At 45.3% G+C, this 12,919-nt stretch carries 15 protein-coding genes; 13 read left to right on the forward strand and 2 right to left on the reverse strand.

Annotation, left to right across the window (positions count from 1 at the left end):
- Window positions 1-165: 165 nt before the first annotated feature.
- The gene (locus N5O98_RS07705; RefSeq protein WP_007834084.1) at window positions 166-657 is read left to right on the forward strand and encodes a hypothetical protein; all 492 of its coding nucleotides are present in this window, start codon (window positions 166-168) and stop codon (window positions 655-657) included.
- 21 nt (window positions 658-678) lie between these two features.
- Window positions 679-969, forward strand: a complete 291-nt coding sequence (locus N5O98_RS07710; protein WP_195664413.1) for a DUF4120 family protein — start codon at window positions 679-681, stop codon at window positions 967-969.
- Between the two features lie 75 nt (window positions 970-1,044).
- On the opposite strand, the gene N5O98_RS07715 is transcribed toward N5O98_RS07710, so the two are convergent.
- On the reverse strand, window positions 1,045-2,163 hold the full coding sequence (locus N5O98_RS07715; RefSeq protein ID WP_007834090.1) for an HNH endonuclease: 1,119 nt from the start codon (window positions 2,161-2,163) through the stop codon (window positions 1,045-1,047).
- 7 nt (window positions 2,164-2,170) lie between these two features.
- Window positions 2,171-2,890, reverse strand: coding sequence for a hypothetical protein (locus tag N5O98_RS07720; protein ID WP_195664414.1), 720 nt, complete (start codon window positions 2,888-2,890; stop codon window positions 2,171-2,173).
- A 720-nt stretch (window positions 2,891-3,610) separates the two neighbouring features.
- Between N5O98_RS07720 and N5O98_RS07725 the strand changes: the two genes are divergently transcribed.
- From N5O98_RS07725 to N5O98_RS07775, 11 genes are all read left to right on the forward strand, one after another.
- Entirely contained in the window at window positions 3,611-5,362 is a 1,752-nt protein-coding gene (locus N5O98_RS07725; RefSeq protein ID WP_005794018.1) for a DUF3945 domain-containing protein, read from the forward strand.
- Between the two features lie 52 nt (window positions 5,363-5,414).
- Complete coding sequence (locus tag N5O98_RS07730; RefSeq protein ID WP_005794016.1) at window positions 5,415-5,669, forward strand: DUF4099 domain-containing protein; 255 nt, start codon at window positions 5,415-5,417, stop codon at window positions 5,667-5,669.
- Between the two features lie 81 nt (window positions 5,670-5,750).
- Complete coding sequence (locus tag N5O98_RS07735) at window positions 5,751-7,847, forward strand: type IA DNA topoisomerase (protein WP_195664415.1); 2,097 nt, start codon at window positions 5,751-5,753, stop codon at window positions 7,845-7,847.
- Window positions 7,848-8,043: 196 nt separating this feature from the next.
- Window positions 8,044-8,277, forward strand: coding sequence for a hypothetical protein (locus tag N5O98_RS07740; RefSeq protein ID WP_005794012.1), 234 nt, complete (start codon window positions 8,044-8,046; stop codon window positions 8,275-8,277).
- An 11-nt stretch (window positions 8,278-8,288) separates the two neighbouring features.
- Complete coding sequence (locus N5O98_RS07745; RefSeq protein WP_195664416.1) at window positions 8,289-8,639, forward strand: hypothetical protein; 351 nt, start codon at window positions 8,289-8,291, stop codon at window positions 8,637-8,639.
- A gap of 14 nt (window positions 8,640-8,653) precedes the next feature.
- A complete protein-coding gene (locus N5O98_RS07750) occupies window positions 8,654-8,866 on the forward strand; it encodes a hypothetical protein (RefSeq protein ID WP_195664417.1) in 213 nt (70 codons plus the stop codon).
- A 45-nt stretch (window positions 8,867-8,911) separates the two neighbouring features.
- Entirely contained in the window at window positions 8,912-9,871 is a 960-nt protein-coding gene (locus tag N5O98_RS07755; RefSeq protein ID WP_195664418.1) for a PRTRC system protein E, read from the forward strand.
- A gap of 4 nt (window positions 9,872-9,875) precedes the next feature.
- Complete coding sequence (locus N5O98_RS07760) at window positions 9,876-10,097, forward strand: PRTRC system protein C (protein WP_025018924.1); 222 nt, start codon at window positions 9,876-9,878, stop codon at window positions 10,095-10,097.
- Window positions 10,098-10,131: 34 nt separating this feature from the next.
- Window positions 10,132-11,223, forward strand: a complete 1,092-nt coding sequence (locus N5O98_RS07765) for a hypothetical protein (RefSeq protein WP_195664419.1) — start codon at window positions 10,132-10,134, stop codon at window positions 11,221-11,223.
- A gap of 5 nt (window positions 11,224-11,228) precedes the next feature.
- Window positions 11,229-11,927, forward strand: a complete 699-nt coding sequence (locus N5O98_RS07770; RefSeq protein ID WP_195664420.1) for a prokaryotic E2 ligase family D protein — start codon at window positions 11,229-11,231, stop codon at window positions 11,925-11,927.
- Window positions 11,924-12,712 carry a PRTRC system ThiF family protein gene (locus N5O98_RS07775; protein WP_195664421.1) on the forward strand — a complete coding sequence of 263 codons (789 nt, stop codon included), beginning with the start codon at window positions 11,924-11,926 and terminating at the stop codon, window positions 12,710-12,712. The genes N5O98_RS07770 and N5O98_RS07775 overlap by 4 nt, the downstream gene beginning before the upstream one ends.
- The last annotated feature ends 207 nt before the right edge of the window (window positions 12,713-12,919 follow it).

The raw sequence follows: 12,919 nt of genomic DNA on the forward strand, positions 1-12,919 counted from the left end.
GCAAGGTCAAGCCCTGTGGGTGTCGTGGAAAAATCATCCTCGCCCCTCGGGGCTTGCGGTATTTTTCCCGCCAACCTTGCACAATCCTGCACGGAACAGTCAAGGCGGTAAAGAAATAGAATACAGTGCTTCGCCTGTAATGTATAACTTAAATAATGATAGACTATGATTAGAATGACATTATCAGAGTATCTCCGCAAACCAAAGGATTATCGTGGAGAATGGACCACAGAAAGATGGGATTTACCCAACTGGGAAGAAGAACGCAAGAAGTATATGGGCAAGCGTACACTTATGACAAATGTAGATGGTGCTACTTGCTTGGTTGTCGAAGGTCTCAGCCTTGAAATTATTGACGACTCCGATTGGAAGAAGCCCGATGCAGTCAGAAAAGAGATAAGTCGCCAATGCTTGAAGTTCTTTACAGAGCGAGGCATCGAGCCTCACTATGCCGATTGTCTTATACGCTATAAGGATAACTACGATACCGTTGAAGTGCGTATTGCCATCGGAATGGATTCCGATACCGAAAAGGATGATGACATTTTCTTCTATTGCGACACGCTGGAAGATATGAAGTCACTTGCAGAAATCGGCAGTGAGGACTTTTACATTGCCGACTGCTACGGCTTTGGAGTATATGAAGATTTATTATAAACCCCTTAAAACATATCAAGTATGAAGATTTTATGTCAAGAGCGTTATGAAAAGGCTGTTGCCTACGCAAAGGAAATCGAGAACGACACGCTGCAAAAATGTATTGACCGCTTGAAACAATGGGAGGAAAATCCAAACTGCCCGTGTGAAATTGAACTCTACTATGACTCGGCTCCACACTCATTCGGATTCCGACAGGTATATCCCGATGGCAGAACGGGTATTGTTGGAGGCTTGCTCTATCACGGAAAGCCCGATCAATCATTTGCCGTATTGATGGAGCCGATGCACGGGTGGAGCATACACACATAGGAACTGCTAATTCCTATAAATGAGAAAGCCAACTTAGGTCTGTATATGCAGGCTTAAGTTGGCTTTTTTGCATTATTAAATTTGAGATGACAACTTATTTTCTACAAATTTCATAATCTCATCTCCTATTTCAGAAATCATTTCTTCCGTTATAACGCATCCGTCAGGATATTTCCCAAATGCTTTTTCTATGGTTTTTGATAATTCTTCATGATCCTTTCTTCTTTGCCATATATTCATAACCCTATCACATCTTTCTTCAATGTATGGCAAATTTTTCACATATTCATCATATGGTTGTTCTCTAAAAACATTAAGTTCTTCAAGAGTAAGAGGTAATGAAAAAGTTCGAGTTATTTCACAACCTTCTACTGTATCATATGTATATGTTTCATTTATATCATCTCCGTGATAGTTTGAATCTAAAACTACAATATAAATGAATATACCATAGTATTCCATCATAGCATATAATAATGCTGTATCTTTACTTCCTTCTATATGAATCATATGAGTTACCTCTTCTTTGGTATCATCATATGGAAGTTTCTTGAAATGATGAAGATACAAGACTTCTTTGGCATCCTTTTCTCCTACTATATAAGGAATTAAATGTTTTATTCGAGGAGTATCTTGAGTTTTAAACAAATAATAATTTACAGCAGATTTTATAATACTAGGGAATGCTTCTTGCGAAATACAATTTCGTTTATGAAGGATCGGCTTATGTTCAACAGTGACAGCCTTCTCAATAAGTTTATCTGCTTCTTCTTGAGAGATTGTTCCCTCTCTAATTAGACCATTAAGAATTCCCTTTAACTCTTTTTCATTGCGAGCAGTTATATGTATGCTGATATTACCTTGATTTTCTTCTTTATCCACATATGGGCGTCTTAATTCTATTTTTTCTCCAGCGTTATAAACTGCAACTTCACGACCTTCATCATCTAACATAATTTGTTTATGCGGATTCTTGCGTACTTTTTTCACTTTCAACATATCTGTATAAAAGGATAAATCTTCTGCCAATTTTGCATCCGCGGTGTCTCCTAATGTATTATTACATCTTTTACACAAAAGTTTATTTGAATGTAAATGTCCTCCAATAGCATTTAGTATAATATGCTCATCTGAATTATTGGTATCAGTAAGTTCTTCATCACATATGTAACAATAATATTTGATTTCTTCCATAGCCTTTTTATTTATTAGTTAGCACACTCCAAGGTGAATCTGATAGTAATTTATCAAGCATATCTTCTTCCAATATTTGAGAAATTGTAGAGCCAGAAACAGCAAAATCATCCAATATATTATTAGAATCTAATTTATCTACTGAAAGACCTTTCCATTCTCGTTTCCAAACTTCACTCCAGTCTTCTTCAATATCTCCAGTATAATGATTTACAAAAGGGGTGAATTCCATATCAAATCTTACAACTAAATCGTTTAAACAATTATAATCAGGAGCTATAACAATCATATCTCCTCTAGGGAATCCAGAGAAATCAAATTTGCCGTTCTTGATTCGCCATTCACGCAGATACTCAAAGTCATAAGAATCTACATCCAATTTCTGCGTTCTCCACTCTAAATGATCTGGTATTTCCTCCGTACCGTCTGTATAAATAACATTTCTAGCTCCAAAATCTCGAACTAATATATCTCTTGAAAAACCTAATCCCCAAGGTTGATACATGGGTTTTCCAGTGCTTTTAACCTTTACGTCAAAAAATTTTGTAATAGCAGTTAATGGTGAAGCCGAAAAACATATATAACCTTTGCTGCTAACAAGTTGCTTTTCTTCCAAAATCTTTCGTAATGTTTCATGAGGAGACTGGTCATACCCATTGATGAAATGAAAAAGATAAGGACTTTGATCAAGCCTTGCCATTTTGAATTTATCATTAAAATATGCCATATACTATATTTTTATAATACTGCAAAGTTACTCCGTTTTTTACGATTGAAAGACAGAATGGGCTACAAAAAGTATATATAGCGTGAAAATCCCGCTTCACTCGCAAAGTCCCTTCAAGAAGTTAACTCGGAGGGACAATACCTCCACGTTCAAGCCGAGGGTTTTCGGGCAAAAAATTCTCTGCGATAATTTTTCACCCGAAAAAACGCTCCGGTATCGCCGTCCGAGTTGAGACAGAGGTTGGGACTTAGCAAGCGAAGCGACCTACGACGCATAGTACAACAGGTCAAAAATCCATTGCGGTAAGATATGCCGCATCTCTATTCTCAACCTGACTGCCATATCTATATTCTCCTATAAGGTCTATCAACCACCGCCATCTTTTTAGTGCCCCAATTTTTAAGTGGGGACAAAAGCAGCTCAGCTCTCAACTCTGCATATTACAAAAGTTATTGCTTTTCGGTCATACACCGCTTCTTTCTCGCACATTTTTTTGCCTTCGTTTTTCGCTCTTTCCACCTCAGCTTTTGTGTGGAGCATTTTCCCTCTTTTCACCCTTCTTTTGCCCTTTTTCGTGTCTTTGCTTTCGTACCTGCTATGACAAGTGATGACATCTTATGACTTGTATAGTCTAACGACTTAAATGTCAATGTTTTATCAAATTTTGCTATATATATTTGCGGTGACAACATTAGTTATTAACGCTAAAAACTCACAGTTATGGCAAAGAAAAATGTAAGGGATGACCCCTCAAAAACACAAGTCACCGAGAACCCGCAGATGAGCGACATCGTGCTGGTCTTAGACAAGATGGAACTGCTCATTCAGGCGGTATCCGAAATCAACAAGAATGGCAAGTATTCCACCGTGCCGGCAGACAAAGAGCATCAGAACTCCTTTCTCAAGATTGACCGTTATGCGACCTTCTTCGAGAATTTCCTCAAGAACTTCTGGAGTCAGTTGAAAGACCCTACACACTTCGGTCTTTTCACGATGAAGGAGGAGGAGTTTGACAAACCCGAAGTCAAGCAGGCCATCGAAGACCTTGCCGAAGGTAAGAAAACAAAAGCAGTGGAAGAGTTTCTCAAAAAGTATGAGATAACCCCAAAAAACCAAACAGAACAGAGTATTAACAATCAAAATTCAGAAGAAATGGCAAAGAAAAATCAAACCCAGCAGCCCGTCGTTGAAGCTAACGACCAGCAGCAGAACAATCAGTATCGTTACAACGAGTCTATGATCAACTGGGACCAGTTGAAGAACTTCGGACTCTCACGTGAGTATCTTCAGGAGCGAGGACTCCTCGACTCAATGCTCAAAGGTTACAAGACCAACCAACTTGTACCTATCAACCTTAACTTCGGCTCTGCCGTACTGCGTACCGACGCACGCCTGTCGTTGCAGCAGTCCAACACAGGTGAGGTGGTACTCGCCATCCACGGTATCCGCAAGCAACCCGAATTGGAGCGTCCTTACTTCGGACACATCTTCTCGGAAGAGGACAAGAAGAACCTCCTCGAAACAGGCAATATGGGCCGAGTGGTGGAACTCAAAGGTCGCAACGGAGAGTATATCCCATCGTTCATCAGCCTTGACAAGATGACCAACGAGGTGGTGGCCATGCGTGCTGAGAATGTCTATATCCCTAACGAGATTAAGGGCGTGCAGCTCACCGACCAGGAGAAGAACGACCTGCGTGAGGGCAAGAAGGTCTATATCGAGGGCATGACCGCCAAGTCGGGCAACGAGTTCAACGCCCACATTCAGGTAAGTGCCGAGCGTAGAGGTATCGACTTCATCTTCGAGAACGACCGTATCTTCAACCGTACCGCTCTCGGTGGTGTGGAGCTTACCAAGCAGCAGATTGAAGACCTCAATGCAGGCAAGGCAATCTTCGTGGAGGATATGCAGCGTAAGGATGGCGAACTCTTCTCATCGTATGTGAAACTCGATGAGGCGACAGGACGACCTAACTACACACGTTACAATCCCGACTCGCCCGAGGGTGCAAGAGAAATCTACATCCCGAAGGAGATAGGCGGTGTGAAACTTACCGCTGAGGAGCAGAAAGACCTGCGTGAAGGTCGAGCCATCTTCCTCAATGATATGGTGAACAACCGTGGCGAGGAGTTCTCATCGTTCATCAAGGCAGACCTTGAGACGGGACGACTGATGTACTCTCGCACTCCCGACGGCTTTGAGGAGCGTGCCAAGTTCGAGATTCCGAAGGAGATCTTCGGTGCCAAGCTCTCCGGTCAGCAGCGTGCCGACCTTCAGAGCGGCAAGTCGGTACTCGTGGAGGGCATGAAGGGCTTCGATGGCAAGAGCATCTCGCAGTATGTCAAGCTGAACTCCAACCAGAACAAGCTCGACTTCTATAACGAGAATCCCGACCGAAACCGCAACGCATCACAGCGTAATGTGGTAGCCGAAAAACAGGAGAAGCGTCAGTCAAAGGGACAGAGCATCTAATCCATAACTCGGACAACTCAAATCAATGTATAACTCTAAAATGAATTTTAAGATGAACGATAAGAATAAAGCACCTTTCAAGGTGGAAGATGTAAACTGGGACGAGCTATCAGGTATCGGTATCCTCAAGGATGAACTCGAACAGGCCGGAGAGCTTGAGACACTGCTCCGAGGCGAGAAGACAGGTGTCGTATCGCTGAGCCTTGTACTCCTCGGTGTAGATGTGGTGATGGATGCCACTTTGCAGCTTGTACGCAAGAACGACTCTCCGCTGCTCGAAATCATCGGTATCAACCCCACGCAGTAACACGATTCCATTACTAACCTGACAGCCGTTTCCCGAACCGTAATCGGGACGGGAGACGGCTTCTTTAATTCCCGAATAATTATGATAGCAATTATAGCAGAAAAGCCGAGCGTAGGTCAGGACATCGCCCGCGTCATCGGTGCAACAGAGAAGAAGGATGGTTACATGGCAGGCAACGGTTATCTTGTAACCTGGGCATTGGGACACCTCGTTTCCCTCGCCATGCCATCGGCATACGGATACGGTAAGGCTTCGCATGAGGATTTGCCTATGCTCCCCGAACCATTCCAGCTTGTGGTAAGACAGATCAAGACCGACAGAGGTATGGTAACGGACATCGGTGCCGCCAAGCAGCTCAAGGTTATTGACGAGGTATTCAGCAAGTGCGACAGCATCATCGTGGCAACGGATGCAGGGCGTGAGGGTGAGCTTATCTTCCGATACATCTACCATTATCTCGGATATACTAAGCCCTTCAAGCGTCTTTGGATCTCCTCACTCACGGACGAGGCTATCCGTGCAGGTATGAGCAACCTCAAGGATGGCGAGGCTTACGATAGTCTCTACCACGCTGCCGACTGTCGTGCAAAGGCTGATTGGCTCGTGGGTATGAATGCCAGCCGTGCATTGGCTTTGGCTTCGGGTATGCCCAACAACTCCCTCGGACGAGTGCAGACACCTACGCTGGCGATGATATGCAGTCGCTACAAGGAGAATCGCGACTTCGTTTCCACACCTTATTGGCAACTGCACATCACCCTTGAGCATCTGGGCGAGTTCCGTCAGTTCGCACATATCGAGGACTTCAAGAGCAAGGAGCAGGCAGAGGCGGCACACGCACGATTCTCGCCCGACTCAACGGCACTCATCACGAAGGTGGAGCGCAAGCGCACCTACCAGCAGGCTCCGCTTCTGTACGACCTTACCACATTGCAGAAGGACTGCAACACGCATCACGATATGAGTGCGGAGAAAACCCTTTCTGTGGCACAGGCTCTCTATGAGAAGAAGTATATCTCATATCCGAGAACGGGTAGCAGATATATCTCGCACGATTTGATGGAGCAGGTCTATGATTCCCTTTGGAAGATTGCCACTATGCCCGAGTTCAAGGAGTATGGCAAGCGTTTCGACTTCGAGCATCTGAATATGCGTAGTGTAGATGATGACAAGGTGACGGATCACCACGCACTCATCATCACAGGCGTAGAGCCTGAGGAACTGAACACCCACGAGCAGATTGTCTATACGATGATTGCAGGGCGTATGCTTGAAGCGTTCTCGCCACGCTGCGAGAAGGAATCATTGGTAATGGAGGCGACTGCCGAGGATATGAAGTTCCGTTCACGCTCTACCACCATCGTCAATCCGGGCTGGCGTGCAGTCTTTGCCCGTAAGGAGGATGCCGAGAAGGACGAGACTGAAGCCAACAAGGGTACGGCACGCTTCGCCGAGGGTGAGCAGATACCCGTTACGGGCTATGGCACAGCACAGCGTAAGACTATGCCGAAACCTTTATACACTGAAGCGACACTCCTTGCCGCTATGGAGACTTGCGGCAGGAACATCACCGATGAGAAGGCTAAGGAGGCAATGAAGGAACTGGGTATCGGAACACCTGCCACACGAGCCGCCATCATCACGACACTCTTCAAGCGCGACTACATCGAGCGTTCAGGCAAAGCGCTTGTACCTACTGAGAAGGGACTCTATATCTACGAGGCAGTCAAGGATATGCAGGTTGCCAATGTGGAACTGACAGGCAGTTGGGAGAAGACGCTCCTTCAAATAGAGCAGCATACTTTGGAGACACGCTCCTTTATGCACTCCATCGAGAGTTTTACCTCGCAGGTAACACGCGAGGTACTAGGACTGAAATTCCCTGCACCCAAACAGCGTACCCTCCCTTGCCCCAAATGCGGTACAGGCAAAGTGATGATACGCCCGAAGGTCGCCAAGTGCGACAATCCGGATTGCGGTCTGCTTGTATTCCGCAAGGTACTGAACAAGGAGCTTAACGAGCAGCATCTAGAGCAGTTGCTCTCATCGGGAACAACCAAGCTGATCAAGGGATTCAAGGGAAAGAAAGGCAACTCCTTCGATGCCGCCGTAGCCTTTGACGATGAGTTCAATGTAACGCTGGCATTTCCCGACAAGAAGAGAGGTAAGAAAAGATGATGTCAGTCATCCCGATTCGTAGGCAAAGGTAGTGAACCGCCCTCATTCCACCCCGCAAGGTCGTGCCGCTGGCGGTTTCGGCAAAAATCATCCTCGCACGGCTGCGGTATTTTTCCCGAAAACCTTGCAGGTGGAGGCGATTCACATCCAAGCCCACGAAATCGGGAACGACTGTTCCCACTAAATAATATAGGATATGAAAACAAATGACCCGACCGTAAGAAAGAGAATGAAGTGGATAGGTATGATACTCTTAGCCGTAGTAGCAGCATTAGGTTTCAGCTATCTCTATACACGAGGTGTATCACCCGTATGGGCTGCGGTAGCCATCGTATGTTTCCCTGGCTTCTTCCGATTCATATACAAGATTGCCTGCATCGTAATGGCAGCATTAATCCTCTTTGCCATACTCAGTTTCTTGGTCTTCTAACTCTTAAAGCAATGAAAAGGTCTTGTCATCGACATACAACATATAAGCAGATATATTGCGATATGGGTTATGGGAGCTGTCCTTCTCGGACGGCTCTTTTTGTAGGTGGACGATTCAAGAATGAGGATATGAATGAAGAAAGGGATAGAGAAAATACCAGCCATTGGCAAGCCGATGAACTACAGGGCAAAGTTGGCCAATGCTTCTTATCGGACAGCAAGGTCGGGCCACAGGTGGTTTCGGAGAAAATCATCCTCGCCGTGCTGCGGTATTTTCCCCGAAAACCTTGCCTTACCGGAAGCATTAGCCTTAACGCCCTCGTAGTTCAACGGACTGCCAAAGTCCGAGTATTAACCATATAATAAAAGATAAAGCTATGAATCAAGCAATCATCGCAAGTGTACCGATGGCACCGATGCAGATGCCTGTGGTACGTAGAAGAAGAGTAACGGTCACTGAACCTGAAATCAAGTTGCCGCCAAGAGGCTCACGAGGTCCGGTACATATATCGGAGCTGCTCAATCCCATTCTGGAGATAAGCAAGCACCCTGACCGTAACAGACTGCTTGCAGAGTTCTTCAACCAGTGAACATCACAAGAAAATCAATCAGTATTAACATTAAATCATAAAGTTATGTTTTTCACATCAATTTCACAGATGATGACCGAGAGCGTAGATCTGACTCTGGTCATCCGCAAAGCGAACGGACAACTTACTGTATCAACACTGCCGAAGGCTAATGGGCTGAAAGATGAGGCTGCAAACCACATCATTCCGCTGACACTAACTGGTACTCCCGAAGAGATGGATGCAGAGTTCCTGCAACACATCATGCAGCCTATACGCAAGGCTACGGGACTTATCTCCAATTTGATGGAGTTCGAGAAGCAGGCAGACAAGGCCGCTGCCAACAGCAAGGCGGCAAAGGATGCCAAGGCTAAGGAGACCAAAGAGGAGAAGGAGAAGCGTGAGAAGTACGAGAAGCATATGAAGAAGGCAGAGGAGCTGATCACTGCCAAGAATCATAAGGATGCCATCACCGCACTTCAGCAGGCTCGTATGTATGCCACTGCCGACAAGCAGAAGGAGGTAGATGAGAAGATTGCCGCACAGAAGAAGGCGATGAACCAAGGCTCGCTCTTCGAGATGATGGAAGAGACTCCTGCACCTGCTCCACAAGTGGCACAACCGCAGAATGTGGCACCGCAATCTGCACAGCAGACTATACAGCCGCAGGCAGCACCACGACAGATGCCGCCACAGCCACAACAGACGGTAATGCGTCCCGTGCAGCAGCCGATACAGCGACCTGTTCAGCAACCTCCACAGCCTCAGTATGGCGGGCAGCCTATGTTCACCGTGCCACAAGGCGGTTATCCTCCTCAAAATGTAGGACAGCAGCATCCTCACTATCCGCAGGGTGAGATTCCGATGTTCCCACATCATGAAGAGCCTCCTATGCCTGAAGAGTTACAGCAGGCATATATGCACGAAGGCCCTGCATACCGCCCCGAGGATTATGAGGAATATCCCGACTTCCCTCAGTCAATGTTAGAAAATCATTATTCACAGGCATACGCCCAAACAGTTTAAGACTATGGCACTTTTAAGAAACGAAATGCAGCGATCATTCACCTTTAAGAAAGGTACAGAGATGATTACACTTCCTGATCCCAATCCGAACGACTCTCCGGAGAGTGTGATGAGCTTCTACTCGAACATCTATCCGGAACTGACCACCGCAACCGTACACGGCCCGACCATCAAGGATGACAAGGCTGTGTACGAGTTCAAGACAACCATCGGAACAAAAGGATGATAACTATGAGTAAGGACACTAAAAAGAAGAAGTCATGCAGACCATTGGACGAACATCAGTCGGAACAGCTCGCAAGGATGATAATCGCATCGACCAAGCGGGAGGTACGATACGGTGTGACAAGAGTAGAGAGAGTTACGGCGCCAACGGGTGCCGTAATTCTTTTCTAAAGACACCTATTCTTCCCATAGCACCACAGACTATTATGAGGGAGAGCTATTGTGGAAACAGTTATAACCTAATCACGCAGGAGAATTACGAATACCTGCGTGATTCTTATTTCCGCTATGCCGAATTGATGAATGTAAAGGCGGAGCATACGCCAGGCAGAACTATCGGTGAAGGTATTGTCAATCTCTACAATGAGATGAACGACCTCGTAAATAAAAGCGGTATGTATCTCAACCTCGAAGATGACAATGGCTGTCTATACTTCAATGTGTGGAACACACATACTTGGGGTGAGTACACACTGTACTACTTCCCTGTAAAGTTCGTGGAGGAACTGAATCCCACACTCAGACGCATTGTCATCACATTCTATCATAATTTTATGAAAGAGAACGGTATAACCACTATCAACGATGAGGATGATATGGACTGGGCTATGGATATGCTGACTGAAGGCTGCTATGAGGATGAAGATGCCAAAGAGAGGCGAGCGAGGGAAAAGCTCGTGAAATCATACAAGGATGGTAGAGCATATAAACTCCTCGACAGGGTGTGGCGAAAGTCCTATTACAAGAACCTGCCGAAAGCCATAGAAGAATATGAGTGTAAGAATGGCTTTGAACAAGGTCTTATCGAACTGCTGAGAAGAGGACTTGAGTTCATAAAGACGGATAAAGCCATCATGTACTATGGCTATGACCCGTTCTATGACGAGGAGCCCGATTATCTGCCGATGACACTCGAACAGCAGATAAGAGTTGTCTATGACAGCGATGATATAATGACGGAACACCTTATCGACTTCTATAATTCCTCCCGTCAGGAGTCATACGATATTATTCCTGCATCAACCTTTGCCGTCTCTCCAAAGACCGACAAGGTTTTTACACTTGAAGATACCTACCCCGAAAGGTTCTTCAAGTGGGCAGATGATTTTATTCACTACATACGATAATCACTATGGATACCAATAAACTTACCAAGCAGATAAATACAATGCTGCGCCCCCGTGCGGCATTGATAGCATACTCCACAGATGGAGGAGATACATACTTCCTTGAAGTAAGGAGCATAGATAATGAGGGAGCCATGAGCGAAGGCCGTCCCGTAACGGTGGACTTCATCAACGAACTGATAAAGGGGTATTCCGAAAGGCACAGCAGCACACCGCATGGTCGCATCCCAACAAATATGCTATGGAGTGATACTCGTAAGGGCTACGAGAAATATATCTGGTACAACCCGCCACAAAAGCGTATGATGTTCTTCAAGGAGTCGCTACATATTGAGAATGCCGAGTACAACCTGCCCGGTGTCATCTATGAGGTGCGCGATGAGCGTATGAATATCTACGCATACATAGACAAGGAGCTGAAGCCCGAAACGGAACTCTACGCTGCTCCGTTCTTCAATGTCACGGGTTCAAGCGTCTGTCTCGGCTCGGCAAAGATTGACAAGCCGACAGAGATTACCTACGACAAATTACTTGAGTATTGGGAGAAGAAATTCTGGCTCACGGAGTTCTCACATCTCGGAGGTAACGGAAATCCCACAAAGAGTAACCTTGTTCTCGTAACAAAGGCGGCAAAGGATGCTCCCTTCAACCTCGAAGAGTTAAAGCCTCTAAAGAATTTGAAACTTAAAGATATACTACGATGAAAAGAGTACATTATACCGACAGTTATCTGCTCGTACCACAACACCCCGTAACGGTAAACCTTATAGGTGGTGGAGGTACAGGCTCACAAGTATTGACAAACCTTGCACGATTGGATGTAACGTTTCGTGCCCTCGGACATCCGGGACTATTCGTAACACTATATGATCCCGATATTGTAACTGAAGCCAACATAGGACGACAACTCTTCGGGTATTCCGACTTGGGGCTGAATAAGGCGAATTGCCTGATAACACGCATCAACAACTTCTTCGGGAATGACTGGAAGGCTGTGCCGGCATTCTATCCCTCCAATATGAAAGATGTTCGACAGGAACATCTTGCCAATATAACCATAACCTGTACGGATAACATCAAATCACGAATAGACCTTTGGAATATCCTCAAGGCTGTGCCTGCGTGCAACTACACCAACTATCAGACACCTCTGTATTGGCTTGACTTAGGCAATACGCAAACATCGGGACAGGTCGTCTTAGGCAGTATTCCAAAGAAGATAAAGCAACCCACCTCACAAATTTATCAGACCGTACCGTCATTAAAGGTCATTACCAAACTTGTGAAGTATGCCCGAATCAAAGAAGAGGACTCTGGTCCGAGCTGTTCACTTGCCGAGGCATTGGAGAAGCAGGACTTGTTCATCAACTCCACATTGGCACAGCTTGGCTGCAATATCCTCTGGAAGATGTTCCGACATGGTATGATAGAGCATCACGGACTCTATCTTAACCTCAGTACGATGAAGGTCAATCCGATAATGGTATAATCAATAGTAGCTGTCATATTCACACAAATATGATGGCTTTTTTTATGCTATCGCCCACTTTTATAACAATATAGCCAACATTTTTAGCGTTTTATATTATGTCACAGCCTTGAACAGCTATTAAGAAATGATAAAGTCGCCTTAATTTTTTGCTTTATTAGTAATTTTGTGGCCAAGGCATATATGATAAACAGATCGGACTAACCC

The sequence above is a fragment of the Bacteroides sp. LFL-34 genome, from assembly GCF_027257075.1.
GTDB classification, from domain to species: domain Bacteria; phylum Bacteroidota; class Bacteroidia; order Bacteroidales; family Bacteroidaceae; genus Bacteroides; species Bacteroides ovatus.

What these genes read in the sequence shown, in the direction of transcription:
- N5O98_RS07705 (WP_007834084.1), top strand. Translation starts at nt 166, where the DNA reads ATGATTAGAATGACATTATCAGAGTATCTCCGCAAACCAAAGGATTAT.
- N5O98_RS07710 (WP_195664413.1), top strand. Translation starts at nt 679, where the DNA reads ATGAAGATTTTATGTCAAGAGCGTTATGAAAAGGCTGTTGCCTACGCA.
- N5O98_RS07715 (WP_007834090.1), bottom strand. Translation starts at nt 2,163, where the DNA reads ATGGAAGAAATCAAATATTATTGTTACATATGTGATGAAGAACTTACT.
- N5O98_RS07720 (WP_195664414.1), bottom strand. Translation starts at nt 2,890, where the DNA reads ATGGCATATTTTAATGATAAATTCAAAATGGCAAGGCTTGATCAAAGT.
- N5O98_RS07725 (WP_005794018.1), top strand. Translation starts at nt 3,611, where the DNA reads ATGGCAAAGAAAAATGTAAGGGATGACCCCTCAAAAACACAAGTCACC.
- N5O98_RS07730 (WP_005794016.1), top strand. Translation starts at nt 5,415, where the DNA reads ATGAACGATAAGAATAAAGCACCTTTCAAGGTGGAAGATGTAAACTGG.
- N5O98_RS07735 (WP_195664415.1), top strand. Translation starts at nt 5,751, where the DNA reads ATGATAGCAATTATAGCAGAAAAGCCGAGCGTAGGTCAGGACATCGCC.
- N5O98_RS07740 (WP_005794012.1), top strand. Translation starts at nt 8,044, where the DNA reads ATGAAAACAAATGACCCGACCGTAAGAAAGAGAATGAAGTGGATAGGT.
- N5O98_RS07745 (WP_195664416.1), top strand. Translation starts at nt 8,289, where the DNA reads ATGAAAAGGTCTTGTCATCGACATACAACATATAAGCAGATATATTGC.
- N5O98_RS07750 (WP_195664417.1), top strand. Translation starts at nt 8,654, where the DNA reads ATGAATCAAGCAATCATCGCAAGTGTACCGATGGCACCGATGCAGATG.
- N5O98_RS07755 (WP_195664418.1), top strand. Translation starts at nt 8,912, where the DNA reads ATGTTTTTCACATCAATTTCACAGATGATGACCGAGAGCGTAGATCTG.
- N5O98_RS07760 (WP_025018924.1), top strand. Translation starts at nt 9,876, where the DNA reads ATGGCACTTTTAAGAAACGAAATGCAGCGATCATTCACCTTTAAGAAA.
- N5O98_RS07765 (WP_195664419.1), top strand. Translation starts at nt 10,132, where the DNA reads ATGCAGACCATTGGACGAACATCAGTCGGAACAGCTCGCAAGGATGAT.
- N5O98_RS07770 (WP_195664420.1), top strand. Translation starts at nt 11,229, where the DNA reads ATGGATACCAATAAACTTACCAAGCAGATAAATACAATGCTGCGCCCC.
- N5O98_RS07775 (WP_195664421.1), top strand. Translation starts at nt 11,924, where the DNA reads ATGAAAAGAGTACATTATACCGACAGTTATCTGCTCGTACCACAACAC.